The organism is Marinobacter alkalisoli (genome assembly GCF_045449855.1).
Taxonomy (GTDB): Bacteria; Pseudomonadota; Gammaproteobacteria; order Pseudomonadales; family Oleiphilaceae; genus Marinobacter.
Genome location: NZ_JBJJLC010000003.1, coordinates 1 through 17118, shown reverse-complemented (window position 1 = coordinate 17118; position 17118 = coordinate 1). Strand labels below are relative to the sequence as shown.

Here is a 17118-nt window from a genome sequence, read left to right as displayed (position 1 = left end):
CACGACAGGAGTAATTTCTTAGTTACAAGCTGCGCATGCAGGGCCAACTGCTGACTGTGTTTTGTCGGTAGCTGACCGGCGTATGACATGCCGGCTCCACCAGCACCACGGTCCACTGGAGTCCTGTCATGAACACAACGTTTCGCATAGCGATTGTTGCCGCTACCCTGAGCCTTACCCTTCCTGCTTCGGCAGATGAACAATCCATGAACAATGGGCATTCGGCGAACGCCGGGGATGCTATCGGCACGATTGATTTCCAGGCCAACTGCAATGACGATGTGCGCGCTGATGTTGATCACGCGCTGGGGATGATGCATCACATGATGTACACCCAGGCACGCGCCGAGTTTGAGGCCATTACCCAGGCCGATCCCGGCTGTGCCATGGCTCACTGGGGTGTCGCCACAACCCTGTTCCAACCGCTATGGGGCACCACGCCAAGCGCTGGGGATATCACCCAGGGCCGCCAGGCGATCCAGAAGGCCCGTGAAGCCGTCGAGGATGGGCGGGAACGGCTTCTGATTGAGGCCACCGCGGCGTTCTTCGAGCCCGAGACCGAACAGCTCCGGGAGCGTCTGGCTGGCTGGATCGAGGGCATGGACAAGGCCTACCAGGCCTTCCCCGAAGATCTCAACGTCGCAACACTGTACGCGCTGTCTCGCCTGACTCTCGCACTGTCCGCCGAGGACCGGAAAGCGCTGCACAATGAAGCTGAAGAAATCCTGCGTGCTGCCTGGGAAACCGAACCGACTCACCCGGGGGCGGTGCATTACACCATTCACGCCACGGATGCCGACGGTCGCTCGGGCAACGCCATTGAAATAGTGAAGTCTTATGGGGAAATTGCGCCCAACGTGCCCCATGCCCTGCATATGCCCTCACACATATACGTCCGGCTCGGTGACTGGCCAAGGGTGATCGAATGGAATCACCGGTCTGCCGACGTAGCGGTTGATCACAAGGTCGATGGCGCGACGTCGTTCCACTACATCCACGCCCTGGATTATTTGGTCTACGGTCATCTCCAACGTGGGGAGGACAACGCTGCAAGGGAAGTCTGGGAAACCGCACAGGCGAATGGCCCTCACCAGGGGAATTTCCCCGGTGCGTATCACCTGGCTTCCATCCCGGCACGGCTGGCCGTTGAAACGCGGGACTGGAAAGCGGCTGCCGCCATTACCCCGCGTGCTGTGGACTATATTGCCTGGGACCAGTTTCCGTGGCCTGATGGCCTGAGCTGGTTTGCCCGCGGGCTGGGCGCCGTCCACACCGGGGATCTGGAAACCGCCCGGGAGGCAGAGCAGAAGTTAGCGGCACTGGTTGCAAGTGCCAGTTCCGCCGCCGATCAGCGGTTCTCGACCTACCTTGAAGTGGATCGCCTGATCCTTGCCGGTTGGATCGCAAAGGCGAAGGGCGACCCCGAACGTGCCGCCGACCTGATGCGTTATGCCGGGGAAATGGAAGCCACGGTGGAGAAGCATCCGGTCACGCCTGGTGCCCTGCTCCCCCCCTATGAGGCGCTTGGCGACCTGCTGCTTGCCCTGGATCGCCCGAGCGAAGCCCTGGCCGCTTACGAACAGTCCAATCGCACCTGGCCGCAAAGGTACCACACCCTGGAAGGGGCTGCCCGGGCGGCCGATGCTTCCGGGGACAGCGAGTCCGCCGCGCAGTGGTCCCGTCGGTTGCTGGAAGCCGCCCCGGGAACCGAGCGTGACTCGATCAATCTAATAAAGACGCTGGCGGGTAAGTCTTAGGATCCATCGGAATGAGAGGAGACATTCCATGAGTCACTTAAGCGATCAGGAACTCGAAAAGGTGGCGGAAGCCTACGAGCAGTTGCTGGCCCCCGCATTATTCGAGCAGTGGACAGACCGGCTGGCGGATGCCGCGGAAATCCGGTCGGGCCAACGCGTACTGGATGTTGCATGTGGCACTGGCATACTCGCCCGAACGATTGCGGCACGTGTCGGTCAGAACGGAGCCGTCTCCGGTGTCGACATCAATCCGGGCATGCTTGCGGTGGCCAGGCGCAACTCCCCGGGAATTGACTGGCGCGAAGGCTCTGCCGAGGCGCTGCCCTATGAAGACGACCAGTTCGATGCCGTGGTCAGCCAGTTCGGGCTGATGCTCTTCTCCGCCCCGGACATCGCGCTCCGGGAGATGAAACGCGTGTTAAAGCCCCGTGGTCACCTGGCGGTGGCGGTTTTCGATTCCCTCGACAAACTGCCGGCCTACGCAACCATGGCAAGCATCTTTGAGCGCCTTGTCGACCCGGGAGTGGGCAACACACTTCAGATCCCGTTTTCGATGGGCGATACAGGCCGGCTTTCCCAGCTGTTCTACGATGCGGGCATACAGGCCCCGGTGATTATCACCCACGAGGGCACAGCGCACTTTGACAGCGTCAGGAACATGGTGCTTTCGGATGTCCGGGGCTGGTTCCCCTTCGCGGGAATAAAGCTCGGTGAGAGTGCGATTGAGGCAGTGGTCCAGGAAGCGAGCAAGGAACTGGAGCCATTTCTGACCTCACACGGGGCTGTGGAATTCAAGGTGCCCGTCCATTTCATCACCGCGACGAAGACCTGAGTCGTCGGGTCCAGAGCAAGACCCGCCGTGGCTAAGTCTGCACCAACAACCATCCCCCAACGGCAATGAGTATCACACCCAGCCCGTAGTCGAGCCAGTTGCCGGCGGGGATGGTTTTCTCAAGCACCACGTAGATCGCCAGCCCGGCGATCCAGTAAAGGTTCATCACGCCACCAACAAAAAGCAGCAGCATCAGCACCCAGCAGCAACCCAGACAAAACGCGCCGTGTTGCAGGCCCATGATAAACGCTCCCCGGGGGCCCGGTCGCCAGTGGGTCGCAATATACATGGCAGGCATCCGGCAGTGACGCAGGCAGGCCTGCTTGAGGGGGGTTAGTTGATAGGCTCCCGCGGTCAGCAGTATTCCGGCGCCAAGAAGTTCGCTGGTTACCGCCATGTGCGCCAGCAGGCCGGCCTGATGGATGGCCCAGTGCAATATGGTGGCCGCCAGGCTGAAGCCGGCCCAGGCCAGCAGGTAGCTTGCGGTAAACAGGGTTGTGGGTACGTAGGGGCCGCCCTGCTCCCGCTGGCGGCGGTTTACGCTTGCAAACAGCAGGATCATGGGGGTGGCGCCCGGCAGCATCATGGCGATCATCATGATCCACCACATGAAAAACATGACCACCGCGTAGCCGGGCGACCAGGTGGTTGTCTCCATGGCCGACATATCCATGCCGGCACCGGCCAGCAGATAGGCCCAACTGGCCAGGGTCACGGCAATCAGTAGCGCCAGCACGACCCTTCGGTCTTTGTGAAGCAATCGCTCCACACCCTGGTCAGCATACGACACTGCCCTTTCCCTCCTGGTTTGCGGCCGGATTTAACATCAATTGCCATTACAGACTTGTAACTCAAGTATGGAGCGTTATTCTTGAGTATAGGTATTAACCGAGGGGTAAACCTATTTTCGGTCTATTTCAGCGGTCGGTTTACAAGCAGTTCTCACTTCCAGCGAGGTCATCCGGACTTCGCCCGCGGCTTTTTTGCTGCAATCTCCACCCCAATAAGGAGGACCAACCATGCGAAGGCTAACGTCTGTTGCAATGCTTTGCGCACTATCCGTTCCCGCACTCGCCCAGGCGGATTGCGGTGAAGTTACCATCACCGAAATGAACTGGGCCTCCAACACTGTGGTGACCAGCGTTGCCAAGTTCATCATGGAGCAGGGCTACGGCTGCGATGTCACCGTTGTGCCATCCGATACCGTTCCGGCGGTCACGTCCGTTGCCGAGAATGGCGAGCCGGACATTGTTACCGAGCTGTGGCTGAACTCCGCAGGTGAGGCTTACCTGCGGCTGGAAGAACAGGGCAAGGTCGAACGCCTGGGTAAAGTGCTCGATCCCGGCGGTGTTGAAGGCTGGTGGATTCCCACCTATCTGGCGGAAAAGCACCCGGAACTGACGACCATCGAAGGCGTCATGGCAAACCCCGAGCTGGTGGACAACCGCTTCAACAACTGCCCGAGCGGCTGGGGCTGCCGTGTGGTCAGTGACAACCTGATCCGGGCGCTTGATCTGGAATCCTCCGGCATTGAGGTGTTCAACCACGGGTCCGGCGAAACACTGGCCTCGTCCATGGCGTCTGCCGTGCAGGATGAAGAACCGTGGTTCGGCTACTATTGGGGCCCCACCGTTCCCCTCGGCAAGTTTGACATGACCCGCGTCGAGCTGGGGGATTACGATCCCGACATCCATACCCGCAACCAGACTCAGGATGCCGATAACCCCGGCGTTTCGGAGTTTCCGGCAGCGCCCGTGCTGACGTCTGTCACCACCGACTTCAAGGAACGCGAACCGGAAGTGGCCGAGATGCTCAGTAAGCTGACCTTCAAGACCGACACCATGAGCGCCTTGCTGGCGTGGATGGATGAGAGCAATGCCTCGGCTGAAGAGGCGGCGGTTTACTTCCTGAACAACAACAGTGACGAGTGGTCCAGCTGGCTGAATGACTCTGCGAGGGAACGCCTCGCCGCTGTACTGGAATAATAACCGGACCTGACGGACAGAGCCGGAACGCTGGCTCTGTCCGTTCCGGCTTCCGGCAACCCTGTCGGGCTCCATAATCCTGAACATTCAGGGGAAATGAACCTAGATGGCTACCTACGATTTCCTGTTTTCGTCACTGGGACTTGAAGACTGGTGCGCGGAAGACAAAAGCGACGCTCCCCTGTCGATGGCGGAATTGCTGAAGAAAACCAAGGGCACCGAAGCCGAACCGGACTCCCTCTGGGAACTGCCCTTTCCTTCCATGGACGCGCTCAATGAATCCTGCGCCTCGTTTCCACAATCAAGGGATCTGACCAAGGGCCTTGAGGAAGGCTTCCTGGCGGTCAAGGATAACATGAGTATCGTGCTCGACCCGCTGACCCAACCCTTGAGCTGGTTCCTGGACGGTGCTCTCTACGGCATGCTCAACACGCCCTGGTGGATCGTGATCCCGATACTGCTGGCGGTGGTGTTCGTGGTTTCCAAATCCTGGAAGCTGGTCGTGTTTGTCGCGATCAGCCTGGCTTTACTGGCGTTTATCGACTATTACGAATACGCCATGCAGACACTGGCCATCATTTTCGTCTGTGCCTTCCTGTGCGTGATTCTCGGTGTGCCCATAGGCATCGCCATGTCCCGCAGCGACATGATGCAGCGGCTGACCATTCCGGTGCTGGACATGCTGCAGACCCTGCCGCCCTTCGTCTACCTGATTCCGCTGATTTTCCTGTTCAGCGTAACCGAATCCAAACTGTACGGCATTGCCATCATCCTCTACGCCATTGTGCCGGTGATCCGCCTCACCAACCTGGGCATTCGCCTGGTGGACAAGGATGTAATCGAGGCCGCCGATGCGTTCGGCATGACCAGCCGGCAGAAGCTCTACAAGGTCCAGATTCCGCTCGCCCTGCCCAACATCATGGCCGGGGTGAACCAGACCATCATGATGAGTCTGGCGATGGTGGTAATTGCTTCCCTGGTATCGGCGCCGGGCCTTGGCGTACTGGTGCTGCAGGGCATTCGCAACCTGGAGCTTGGCGTCGGACTTGTCGCGGGCCTTGGCATCGTGATTCTGGCGGTAATCCTCGACCGGGTGACCAAAGCTTCGCTGGCACGTATTAACGCCTCACAGAAACAGTAAGGGAGCGAATTGTGGATCGGAATATCAAGATTTCCATCCGGAACCTGTACAAGATTTTCGGCCCCGTCCCCGACGTTGCCCTTGCCTACGTTCGCCGTGGCATGGGCAAGACCGAGTTGCTGAATAAGCACAACCATGTGCTGGGCCTCCAGGACATCAACGTGGACATCCGCGAGGGCGAGATTACCGTCATCATGGGTCTGTCCGGCTCCGGCAAATCCACCTTGATCCGCCATCTCAACCGCCTGATAGAACCAACCGCTGGAGAAATTCAGGTCGACGGCGAAGACGTGCTGCAATTCGACGAGAACAAACTGCGCAAGCTGCGGCGGGAACGGATGTCGATGGTGTTCCAGAAGTTTGCCCTGCTCCCCCACAAGACCGTGCTGGAGAACGCTGGCATGGCTCTGTTGGTGCGCGGCTATAGGGTTCAGGATTTTGAAGCTGAAGCCAAGAAATGGCTCGCCCGTGTGGGCCTGGAAGGCAACGAGAACCAGTACCCGCATCAGTTGTCCGGCGGTATGCAGCAGCGGGTGGGCATTGCCCGTGCGCTGGCATCGAATTCACCGGTCATGCTGATGGACGAGGCATTCTCCGCCCTCGACCCGCTGATTCGCTCCGACATGCAGGACCTGCTACTGGAACTGCAGGCCGAGCTGGAAAAAACCATTGTTTTCATCACCCATGACCTGGACGAAGCGCTGAAACTGGCGGACCACCTGGTGATCCTCAAGGACGGCTACGTCGTCCAGCAGGGCGAACCCCAGGACATTCTGATGCACCCCAACGATCCTTACATCATCGATTTTATCAGCGACATCAACCGCGCCCGGGTGCTCAGGGTTCGCTCGATCATGGAAAAAACAACCGAAGCGCCGGAAGACTGCGCCGGCGATATTTCCGAGCGGGATAACCTGGAATCGGTGATTGCCATGTCCGAAGGTGACACCAATCACACCTACCGGGTGATGCGCAAAGGCAAACAGGTGGGCGTGCTCGACATGAAAGAGCTGGTGAAAGCACTGGTGCCCACGGATGCCGCGGAGGGCAACGACCGGGCCCAGTATTGACCAACCAGGTCTCCGTTAACGCCGCATCTTCTTTATTTCCATAACGATTAAACATTCAACCGAATGGTTGACTTTAATAAGCCGCACCCCTATATTCAACCTCATGGTTGAATTAAATACGCATCAATTGAACTCTATCTTTCACGCCCTTGGTGACTCCACGCGCCGCCAGATTCTGCATGAGCTTTCTGGCGGGGAGCGTTCGGTCAGTCAGCTTGCAGAGCCTTTCGAGATGTCGCTGGCGGCTGCCTCGAAACACATCAAGGTGCTGGAAAACGCCGGGCTGATTCGCCGGGAGGTGCGTGGCCGCACTCATGTCTGCCACCTGGACCCCGGGCCGTTGGCCAGCGCACACCAATGGCTGAGTTTCTACCAGGGCTTCTGGAACGATCGCCTGGATGTACTGGAACGGCTGCTTCACCAGGAGGAGGCTGCTGACACCACACCCGACAAGGAGAAAACCCATGACGGACTATCAAAACCCCAGTGATTATGGCGTACTGACCGAGCCGGCCACGCTAAAAATTCAGCGCCTTCTACCCGGCCCTGTTGAGCGTGTCTGGTCGTATCTCACCGACAGTGAACTGCGCAGCCAGTGGCTGGCGGCGGGCGAAATGGAAATGGAAGCGGACACGCCTTTCGAGTTTGTCTGGCGTAATGATGAGCTGACCAACCCGCCGGGCCAACGACCAGCGGAGGCTTCCAGGGAGCACCGGATGGAAGGCCGGATTACGGATCTGGATATGCACCGCAAGCTGGCCATCACCTGGGGCGAAACCGGTGGCGTTTCCTTTGAACTGGAACCCATGGGCAACCAGGTCATGCTGACGATAACCCATCACCGCGTGCCCGACCAGGCCACCCTGCTCTCAGTCAGTTCCGGCTGGCATGCCCACCTGGATATATTGGTGGCCCGGCTCGAAGGCAGCGATCCTGAGCCGTTCTGGGACAACGTCGCCAAACTGAAAAAGGAGTACGGCCAGCGGCTGTCCGCCTGATAGAGCTCTCGAAGTCACGCTCCGCCCGGAGTAAACAGGCGGAGCGCAACTCATTTCAACAGCGGCAATAGCACTCCCCGCCACAATGACTCTCGGTAACGCTCCCGGAACCACCCCAAATGACCAATCCGGCTTTCCCCCACATCGCGCGGGTCGATCCTTTTCATGGTCAACGGAGCATTGCAATAGAAGCTGTGAATGGATTCGGTGTTACGTTCGGACATCATTTCGTCGTCGGTAAAAGAAACCGCGGTAATCGGCACCGTGACATTGGCAAATTGCTCGCGCAGCCCTTCCCCTTCCACGCCCACGGCATAATCCTTGTGGAGGCACCAGCGCCGCCACTGACGCATGACATTGGGAGGCAAATCGCCAACCAGCCTGAGACGGGTTCCGGGGTAGTATCCGAGCAGTCGCAGCGTTGCAGGTGCCACGAAGTACCACAGTATCCATGCGATGCGTTTGGTGGGCGGTGAATTCTCTCGCCAGTAGCCACTACCAACGGCCACGGTAACGGCATTATCCAGCAGGTTGACGTTGGGGGTCATGCCCAGGAGTTGCCCGCCGACACTATGGCCAATCCACTGCAGGCGCTGGCCCGGGTACTGCCTGCGGGCAAACTCGATCACTGCATGGCAGTCCTCGCTCCCCCAGCCCGTTACGTTGGTGGGGCAATCCCGCAGGTGGGTGTGCAGAGAGTCGCCCGTGCCGAAGTAGTCAAAGGTCAGAACGGTGTAGCCCTGGCTGCACAGGAATCGTGCAAACTTCTCATAGCAATTCTGACTTACCCCCATGGCACCGGCAATAATCACCACCGACCGGGCGGGCTCGGCAGGAAATACGCGGAGGCTGATCCGATGGCCGCCGTCGGTGGTCAGTGGTATGTCTTGCCGGTTAACAACGTCCAGTGCGGATTCGTGGGCACTCATATCTGGCTCCCTCGCTATTGGTGTCAGAAATCATTCACGAGGCGATTCAGAAACCTCAGGATTACGTCCACTTCGTCGTCGGTGAACCCTTCGGTCATGCGCTCGTTCAGTTCGGTGATCAGGGGCTTGGCGCTGTCGATCTTGCTGCGCCCGAGCTCGGTGAGGTAAAGACGAGAGGCTCGCCCATCCTGCTCGCAGGGGCGGCGCTCCAGCAGCCCTTTTTGTTCCATACGGCCAGCCAGGCCGGTAAGCGCGGAGTTATTAAGGTTCAGGCTGCGGGCCAGATCCTTCAGCAGGCAACCTTCGTCACCGGCGACCAGCAACAAGGCCCCGATCTGGGTAACCGAAATGCCAAGTGCCTCTTCGCTACGTTGGTCGGCGTGCTTGTATACCCGATGTCGGGCGATGTTGAGCAGGTAGAAAAGCCGTTTATCCATGTTCTCGCCACTTAATTCACATGTGAACTAAATATACTACGCATGTGAATTAAATGACAAGCGAATGCCAACCCGATGGAATTCGTAAGATCAGGCCGGGCAGACCGTCTACAATTGGAAGACACACACTACCAATGCAGCACCAAAGTCGGACAAGGAGGGACACATGGGTCAGCAACAGGTACTTGAAGACACCGTCGCGGAGTTGATTGAGGATGGCAAGGGCATTCTCGCTGCGGATGAAAGCGCCCCCACTATCGCCAAACGCTTTAGCGCCGTTGGTGTCGAGTCAACCGAAGACAAGCGGCGGGAGTACCGCAGCCTGATTTTTTCCACCCCCGGCCTCGGGGATTACATCAGTGGGGTCATCCTGTATGAGGAAACCCTTGGCCAGAACAGCCTGGACAATATCGCCATTCCCGAATTGCTGAAGAACCAAGGGATAGTGCCCGGCATCAAGGTCGACAAGGGCAAGATACCTCTGGTGAATGCGCCCGGCGATGAGATCACCGTCGGTCTGGATGGCCTTGAAGAACGCCTGCAGGGATACCGCGATCAGGGTGCCCGCTTTGCCAAATGGCGGGATGTCTATCACATTACCGACACCAATCCGGGCCGCCTCGCCATCGAAGCCAATGCGGAAGTGCTTGCCCGCTACGCCGCCATTTGCCAGTCACTGGGCGTGGTACCCATTGTTGAACCGGAAGTGCTGATGGACGGCCATCACACCATTGAACGGTGTGCGGAGGTCAACGAGGCGGTGCTGAGGGAGGTATTCCATGCCCTGGACCGGCATGGCGTCCTGCTGGAGGGGATGCTGCTGAAACCCAGTATGGTTACCCCTGGAAAATCCCACACCAGCAAAGCCAGTCCGGAACAGGTCGCGGAAGCGACCCTGAAGATATTCCGCCGGGTGGTCCCAGCTGCCGTTCCCGGGATTGTGTTCCTGTCCGGCGGGCAGACACCGGAAGAAGCCACCAGCAACCTGAATGCCCTGAACCAGCACGGCCCCCAACCATGGGCGCTGAGCTTTTCCTACGGTCGGGCCCTGCAGGAACCGGCACAGAAGGCATGGGCGGGAGGCCTTGAAAACGGTCCGGCGGCCCAGGAGGCAATGCACAAACGGGCACAACTCAACGGCGCCGCACGCAACGGCAGTTACACGCCGGACATGGAGGGCTGAGCGCCCTCCCTTGTCCGCTGTCTGTTCAGACCACTACTGGCAACCGGACGAACAGTTGGCGTTGCCATCGAATACCATGGTCCGGCCACTCAACGGCACGTGTACCGGCACTGAGGCCAGTTCCGTAAAGGTCGCTGTGCGGGTACCCTCCCGCACCTTGCCATCCTCGGTGGCCGCTTCATTGGCGTGGGAGGCAATCACCGATTTCGGACCAATCAGGTCATTGATAACATAAGCCGCCTCTTTCGGACCGGTGGTGAAAGTATCACCGATATTCATCACCACCAGCTCAGCCCCGTAATGCTCGTTCACCACCAGTTTCTGTTCGGAAGTAATGCCGGTATCACCGGACAGGTAAACCACCAGGCCATTGCTGAAAGTGAGCACGTAACCGGTGGGTGGCCCGACGCTGGCGCCAACGCCGGCAGCCTTCAGGTGTTCCGCCAGCGGCCCGGTCAGGAAGGATGGTGACACGCCATTGCTGTGGACAGCCGGAACGGTGGTGATTTTCACGCCACCCTCTTCGCGTTCACCACCAAAGCGGACCAGCACCGAGTTGGCAGGATCCGCGCCGGCTTCTTTCAGCTTGGCCGCAAAGAACGCGGGCATTTCGCTGCCGGTAACAATTCGCGCTCTCTTCTTCACGGCAATGTCGACGGTATTCGATTGCGGCAAGGTGCCCACGGAGGTATCCGGCGATGCGCAGCTACCGGCGTTGGTCTCACGTATTCGCTGATCGCCGACATGATCGCCGTGCATGTGGGACACCAGGATTACATCAATATCCCCGAGCCGGGGATCATCCGGGCCGGCCACGGTGCGCCCGGCATCGTACAGAATACGGGTGCCGTTGGGATCTTCCAGCACGAGGGCCCGGTCACGGCTGCAGAATTCACCATCGTGGCTGCCCAGGGGCGTAATCCTGACAGCCTCCTCTGCCAGCGCCCAGGGTGCTCCAAGAGCCAGCCCGACCGCCAGTGTGGTTATCAATCCGAAACGTTTCATCGCTTCCCTCTCCGCAAATAAAACCTCGTTCATACCAGTGTAGACGGCAGGAAAGGATCGGAAACAGAAACGGGGGTAATTCAGGCCGCGCGGGAAACCGGAACCGGTTGCAGCAGGCAGGCCAGCATGGGTTCAACCTGGCGGATCTTTCTTGCCTCGGGCCAGAGGATTTCAGCCTCGCGGAAGCCCTGGCGGAGGTAATTGAGCCATTGTTTGATGCGACCGGTGACGAATCTGTCTTCCAGGCGCGCCTGCAACGCATTGGCGTATTCCTGTACCAGAGCTACGGCTTCAGGCCAGGTCATGTCAGGTACGGATTCACCCAGTTGGCTGGCGCGGATCTTACGGGCAAGGTCCGGTCGGGCAATCAGACCGCGCCCGATCATCACATCCTCACAGCCGGAGACTTCTCGGCAGCGCCAGTAGTCGTCAACGGTCCAGATCTCACCGTTGGCAATCACATGGGTGTTGACCGCTTCCCGGGCTTTGGCGATCTCCTCCCAGTACGCGGGTGGCTTGTAGCCGTCCACCTTGCTGCGGGCATGAATCACGATTTCCGCCGCACCGGCAGCTTCCAGTGCCTGCGCACAGGCTACGCCCATGGAGCGGTCGTCATAGCCCAGGCGCATCTTGGCGGTCACCGCTATTCCGGCTGGCACCGCTTTGCGAACGGCGGCGGTGATCTCGTGCATCAGCTCCGGTTCCCGCATCAACACGCAACCGCCTTTGTGTTTGTTGACGGTTTTGGCCGGGCAACCGAAGTTTATATCCACCTGCCCGGCCCCCAACTCGACAGCCTTCGCACCGTGACGCCCCATCATCTCGGGGTTCGACCCCAATAGCTGGACGGCTACCGGTGTCCCGGCTTCGGTGAGGGCCCGGTTATGGAGCTCCGGAGCGAACTTGTAGAAGATTCTGGGCGGCAGCATACCGTGGGTCACGCGAATAAATTCGGTCACGCACCGGTCAATACCGCCAACTTTCGTCAGGGTTTCGCGGATAGGCGCGTCGACCAGCCCTTCCATCGGGGCAAGGATGATTCGCATGAAGGCTCCAGAAGCTGAGAGAAAAGAATCAGAGTGCGGCTGATCAAAAATCAGGCGGAGCGGATTGTAAGGAATTTGGCGACAAGTTGGTAGCCGGGCATCCCACTATCAGGATGCCCGGCTTGGGGTCAGGTGTTATTTAACGTCGAAACGATCGGCGTTCATCACCTTGGTCCAGGCGGCAACGAAGTCCTTAACGAACTTCTCCTGGTTGTCGTCCTGGGCATACAGCTCAGCGTAGGCACGCAGGATGGAGTTGGAACCGAACACGAGGTCAACGCGGGTCGCTGTGAACCGGGTGTTACCGCTCTTGCGATCGACAATGTCGTACGAGTTCTTACCTTTGGGCTCCCAGCGGTTTGCCATGTCGGTCAGGTTCACGAAGAAGTCGTTGGTCAGTTGGCCAACGCGATCTGTGAACACACCGTCGGCAGTGCCACCGTGGTTGGTGCCCAGCACCCGCATACCACCCAGCAATACGGTCATCTCCGGTGCGGTCAGACCCAGCAGTTGGGCACGATCCAGAAGCATCTCCTCCGGCTTGACCACATACTCCTTCTTCTGCCAGTTACGGAAACCATCTGCCAGAGGTTCCAGCGGCTCGAAGGATTCTGCGTCGGTCTGTTCGTCCGTGGCATCACCACGCCCCTTGAGGAAAGGCACATGAACATCATGGCCAGCCGCGCTGGCCGCCTTCTCGACACCCAGGTTACCACCCAGAACGATCACGTCAGCGATACTGGCGCCGGTTTCGGCGGAGATCTTCTCGTAGACCTTCAGCACCCTGGCGAGGCGCTCCGGCTCGTTGCCTTCCCAGCCCTTCTGGGGAGCCAGGCGGATACGGGCGCCGTTGGCGCCACCGCGCATATCGGAGCCCCGGAAGGTGCGGGCGCTGTCCCAGGCGGTGCAGACAAGCTCGTTGATGCTCAGGCCGGCTTCAGCGATTTTCTCCTTGACCACTTCTTCGATGTAGTTGGTCTCGCCTTGCGGAACCGGATCCTGCCAGATCAGGTCTTCGGCCGGCACTTCCGGGCCGATGTAACGGGCCTTCGGCCCCATATCCCGGTGGGTCAGTTTGAACCACGCCCGGGCAAAGCAGTCCCTGAAGTACTCGGGGTCCGCCATGAACCTCTCGCAGATCGCCCGGTACTTGGGATCCATCTTCATCGCCATGTCCGCGTCGGTCATCATTGGGTTGTGGCGAATGGATGGGTCGGTCGGGTCAACCGGTTTGTGCTCTTCCTTGATGTCAATGGGCTCCCACTGGTTTGCGCCGGCCGGGCTCTTCTTCTGCTCCCACTCATGGCCAAACAGCATGTCGAAATAGCCCATGTCGAATTTGGTCGGGTTGGCTGTCCAGGCGCCTTCGAGACCCGAGGAAATGGCATTGGCAGCCTTACCCTTCAGGTTGGCGTTGAACCAGCCCAACCCCTGTTCGTGAACGTCTGCCCCTTCCGGCTCGGAACCGAGAGTTTCGGCATCACCATTACCGTGGGTTTTACCAACTGTGTGACCACCGGCAGTCAACGCTGCGGTTTCCTCATCATCCATCGCCATGCGGGCGAAGGTTTCACGCACCTGCTCGGCTGTCTTGAGCGGGTCAGGCTTACCGTTGACGCCTTCCGGGTTCACATAGATAAGGCCCATCTGCACGGCAGCCAGCGGGTTCTCCATGGTTTCCGGCTTTTCCACATCTTCGTAACGGGTGTCGGATGGAGCCAGCCATTCTTTTTCCGCACCCCAGTAGATGTCTTTTTCCGGGTGCCAGATATCTTCACGACCGAAGGAGAAACCGAAGGTTTTCAGGCCCATTGATTCGTAAGCGATGTTGCCGGCCAGAATCATCAGATCAGCCCAGCTCAGTTTGTTGCCATACTTCTTCTTGATCGGCCACAGAAGACGGCGGGCCTTATCGAGATTCACGTTATCCGGCCAGGAACCGAGCGGCGCAAAACGCTGGTTACCGGTACCGCCGCCGCCACGACCATCGGCGAGACGATAAGTACCTGCAGAGTGCCAGGCCATACGGATCATCAGGCCGCCATAATGCCCCCAGTCTGCCGGCCACCATTCCTGACTGTCTGTCATCAACGCATTCAGGTCTTTCTTCAGGGCATCGTAGTCCAGCTTTTTGACTTCCTCGCGGTAGTCAAAGTCTTCTCCCATCGGGTTGGCTTTGAGGTCATGCTGGTGAAGGATGTCCAGATTCAGAGCTTCCGGCCACCAACTGGTGTTGTTCTGGCTGGCCGAAGTGCTACTACCGTGCATAACCGGGCACTTACCACCAGTACCATTATTCTGACTCATAGTTCTCTCCTGCTTTTGCTACTTTGGCAAAAAACGTATTTGGTCAAGGGCACCATTCAATATAGATCAACCACAGTTGGCTGCTTGAATGTTTCCTACTGTCTGAATAGTGAATACCTATAAAAACTTCCTACGCTAACGAGGACACCTTCAGATTAACTCCGGGCACCACCAAAGAAACAATTAATTAAAAACAATCGAGTGAAAGATTTTGTATATCGAAAAAGAGGGAGGAAGGTGGAGATTAAAAACCTGATCCGCTCAGAGTCTTTCAATGGAGGAGAACTTTCCGGCGTCGTCGAACAGAATCCGGAAACTGCCGCGAACGCCATCGCGGAGATAGAAACGGGAGAGGATACGGGCCGGGAAGCGGACAGAGCGTCCGTCCCGGGCCGTGGTGTGAACATCGGTGGCCACGCCCTGGTAGAGCTTGACCCACTCATCAGGGCTGATGCTGATGTCCACAATGATCTGCTGCATAGGCTCTTAGTTCGCCAGTTCCAGCAACAGACGGTTCAGACGGGTCACATAAGCACCGGGATCCGCCAGCTGCTCGCCGCTGGCCAGGGTGGCCTGATCCAGCAGTACGGCGGACAGTTCGCCGAAGCGCTCATCGCCCTTCTCGTTCTCCAGGCGCTGAACCAGCGGGTGGTCCACGTTGATCTCGAAGATCGGCTTGCTGTCCGGCACTTTCTGGCCGGCGGCTTCCATGATCTTCTTCATCTGGGCACCCATGTCGAAGTCACCCACCACCAGGCAAGCCGGTGAATCCGTCAAACGGTTGGTGACCCGCACGTCCTGAACCCGGTCGTCCAGAGCCTTCTTGATCCGCTCAAGCAGGTCCTTATGCTCCTCGGCAGCCTCTTCCTTGTGCTTCTTGTCTTCCTCGGTTTCCACTTCGCCAAGATCCAGATCACCGCGGGCTACGTCCTGGAACTGCTTGCCGTCGTATTCGTTGAGGTAACCCATCATCCACTCGTCGATGCGGTCGGACAGGATCAGCACCTCAATGCCCTTCTTGCGGAACACTTCCAGGTGCGGGCTGCTCTTGGCGGCCATGAAGTTATCCGCAGTGATGTAGTAGATCTTCTTCTGGCCTTCTTTCATGCGGCCGATGTAGTCATCCAGGGACACGTTCTGGGTCTGCTCACCGGTATGGGTGGTGGCAAAACGCAGCAGGCCGGCAATCTTCTCGCGATTGCTGAAGTCTTCCGCCGGGCCTTCCTTGATGACGGTGCCGAACTCGCCCCAGAACTTCTGGTACTGTTCGGGATCCTTCTTCGCCAGCTTGGACAGCATATCCAGCACACGCTTGGTCAGCGCCGTGCGGATGCTTTCAACGGTGCTGTCGTTCTGCAGGATTTCCCGGGAGACGTTCAGGGACAGATCGTTGGAATCAATCACACCCTTGGCAAAGCGCAGGTACAGCGGCAGGAACTGCTCGGCGTCGTCCATGATGAACACGCGCTGCACGTACAGCTTCAGACCCCGGGGCGCTTCCCGGTTGTACAGGTCAAACGGCGCACGGGCCGGGATGTACAGCAGGCTGGTGTAGTCCAGCTTGCCTTCCACCTTGTTGTGGGACCAGGTCAGCGGGTCTTCAAAATCGTGGGCGATGTGCTTGTAGAATTCCTTGTACTCCTCGTCCTTGATCTCGGTACGCGGCAGGGTCCACAACGCGGTGGCGTCGTTGACGGTTTCGTCCTTGCCCTTTTCTTCCTCTTCCTCGGACTCGGATTTCATCACCACCGGGAAGGAAATGTGATCGGAATACTTCTTCACCAGGCCGCGCAGGCGGAAGCCGTCAGCAAATTCCTTCGCGTCGGACTTCAGGTGCAAGACAATCTCGGTACCACGGTTTTCGCGATTAACCTGCTCGATGGTGAACTCGCCATCGCCGTTGGATTCCCAGTGCACACCCTCTTCAGCCGCAGCGCCGGCACGGCGGGTAAACACTTCCACCTTGTCGGACACGATAAACGCGGAATAGAAACCGACACCAAACTGACCGATCAGCTTGCTGTCTTTCTTCTCGTCACCCGACAGCTGCTGCAGGAATTCGGCGGTGCCGGAGCGAGCAATAGTACCGAGGTTCTGGACCACGTCATCACGGGTCATGCCGATGCCGTTGTCGGTCAGGGTGATGGTGTTCTTTTCCTGGTCGTAGTCCAGGCGGATTTTCAGTTCGGGATCGCCTTCGTACAGGCCGTCGTCCTTCAATGCCGCAAAACGCAGTTTGTCTTCCGCGTCTGAGGCGTTGGAAATCAACTCACGAAGGAAAATTTCTTTATTGGAGTACAAAGAGTGGATCATCAAGTGAAGCAACTGTTTCACTTCGGTCTGAAAACCCAGGGTCTCTTTTTGCGTCTCAACCGTCATGGCGTTTCGTTCTCCTCAGGTAACTGACAGTTCTGGGAAGCGAGTGCGG

At 58.5% G+C, this 17118-nt stretch carries 16 protein-coding genes; 8 read left to right on the top strand and 8 right to left on the bottom strand.

Translation table 11 applies throughout. The features are described from left to right. Positions 1-128 precede the first annotated feature (128 nt). Positions 129-1757, top strand: a complete 1629-nt coding sequence (locus tag ACJO5Y_RS00155; protein ID WP_406984162.1) for a tetratricopeptide repeat protein — start codon at positions 129-131, stop codon at positions 1755-1757. 28 nt (positions 1758-1785) lie between these two features. Next, positions 1786-2589: a methyltransferase domain-containing protein gene (locus tag ACJO5Y_RS00150; protein WP_406984161.1), complete on the top strand. Its 804-nt coding sequence runs from the start codon at positions 1786-1788 to the stop codon at positions 2587-2589. Positions 2590-2620: 31 nt separating this feature from the next. On the opposite strand, the gene ACJO5Y_RS00145 is transcribed toward ACJO5Y_RS00150, so the two are convergent. After that, a complete protein-coding gene (locus ACJO5Y_RS00145) occupies positions 2621-3379 on the bottom strand; it encodes a DUF2182 domain-containing protein (protein ID WP_406984160.1) in 759 nt (252 codons plus the stop codon). Between the two features lie 229 nt (positions 3380-3608). Between ACJO5Y_RS00145 and ACJO5Y_RS00140 the strand changes: the two genes are divergently transcribed. From ACJO5Y_RS00140 to ACJO5Y_RS00120, 5 genes are all read left to right on the top strand, one after another. Further along, positions 3609-4574 carry an ABC transporter substrate-binding protein gene (locus ACJO5Y_RS00140; protein ID WP_406984159.1) on the top strand — a complete coding sequence of 322 codons (966 nt, stop codon included), beginning with the start codon at positions 3609-3611 and terminating at the stop codon, positions 4572-4574. A 106-nt stretch (positions 4575-4680) separates the two neighbouring features. Continuing rightward, on the top strand, positions 4681-5715 hold the full coding sequence (locus tag ACJO5Y_RS00135; RefSeq protein WP_406984158.1) for an ABC transporter permease: 1035 nt from the start codon (positions 4681-4683) through the stop codon (positions 5713-5715). Positions 5716-5726: 11 nt separating this feature from the next. Next, positions 5727-6785: a quaternary amine ABC transporter ATP-binding protein gene (locus tag ACJO5Y_RS00130; RefSeq protein ID WP_406984156.1), complete on the top strand. Its 1059-nt coding sequence runs from the start codon at positions 5727-5729 to the stop codon at positions 6783-6785. Between the two features lie 127 nt (positions 6786-6912). Continuing rightward, a complete protein-coding gene (locus ACJO5Y_RS00125) occupies positions 6913-7275 on the top strand; it encodes an ArsR/SmtB family transcription factor (protein WP_406984154.1) in 363 nt (120 codons plus the stop codon). Then, the gene (locus ACJO5Y_RS00120) at positions 7250-7783 is read left to right on the top strand and encodes an SRPBCC family protein (protein WP_406984152.1); all 534 of its coding nucleotides are present in this window, start codon (positions 7250-7252) and stop codon (positions 7781-7783) included. Before ACJO5Y_RS00125 ends, ACJO5Y_RS00120 begins: the two co-directional genes overlap by 26 nt. A gap of 50 nt (positions 7784-7833) precedes the next feature. Here ACJO5Y_RS00120 and ACJO5Y_RS00115 read toward each other — a convergent pair whose 3' ends face one another. After that, positions 7834-8712, bottom strand: coding sequence for an alpha/beta hydrolase family protein (locus tag ACJO5Y_RS00115; protein WP_406984150.1), 879 nt, complete (start codon positions 8710-8712; stop codon positions 7834-7836). 23 nt (positions 8713-8735) lie between these two features. Next, complete coding sequence (locus tag ACJO5Y_RS00110; protein ID WP_406984148.1) at positions 8736-9149, bottom strand: MarR family winged helix-turn-helix transcriptional regulator; 414 nt, start codon at positions 9147-9149, stop codon at positions 8736-8738. 166 nt (positions 9150-9315) lie between these two features. Between ACJO5Y_RS00110 and ACJO5Y_RS00105 the strand changes: the two genes are divergently transcribed. Next, positions 9316-10332 (top strand): class I fructose-bisphosphate aldolase, encoded by a 1017-nt coding sequence (locus ACJO5Y_RS00105; protein ID WP_406984146.1) that lies wholly within the window; start codon positions 9316-9318, stop codon positions 10330-10332. A 33-nt stretch (positions 10333-10365) separates the two neighbouring features. Here the strand turns inward: ACJO5Y_RS00105 and ACJO5Y_RS00100 are convergent, their stop codons facing one another. The 5 genes from ACJO5Y_RS00100 to htpG all read right to left on the bottom strand — a co-directional run bounded on the left by ACJO5Y_RS00100 (position 10366) and on the right by htpG (position 17069). Beyond that, positions 10366-11337 carry an MBL fold metallo-hydrolase gene (locus ACJO5Y_RS00100; protein ID WP_406984144.1) on the bottom strand — a complete coding sequence of 324 codons (972 nt, stop codon included), beginning with the start codon at positions 11335-11337 and terminating at the stop codon, positions 10366-10368. 80 nt (positions 11338-11417) lie between these two features. Further along, a complete protein-coding gene (locus ACJO5Y_RS00095) occupies positions 11418-12383 on the bottom strand; it encodes a tRNA dihydrouridine synthase (RefSeq protein ID WP_406984142.1) in 966 nt (321 codons plus the stop codon). A gap of 135 nt (positions 12384-12518) precedes the next feature. Further along, complete coding sequence (gene katG, locus ACJO5Y_RS00090) at positions 12519-14690, bottom strand: catalase/peroxidase HPI (protein WP_406984140.1); 2172 nt, start codon at positions 14688-14690, stop codon at positions 12519-12521. Between the two features lie 261 nt (positions 14691-14951). Further along, positions 14952-15170, bottom strand: coding sequence for a DUF2835 domain-containing protein (locus ACJO5Y_RS00085; RefSeq protein WP_406984138.1), 219 nt, complete (start codon positions 15168-15170; stop codon positions 14952-14954). Positions 15171-15176: 6 nt separating this feature from the next. After that, a complete protein-coding gene (gene htpG / locus ACJO5Y_RS00080) occupies positions 15177-17069 on the bottom strand; it encodes a molecular chaperone HtpG (protein WP_406984136.1) in 1893 nt (630 codons plus the stop codon). Between the last annotated feature and the right edge of the window lie 49 nt (positions 17070-17118).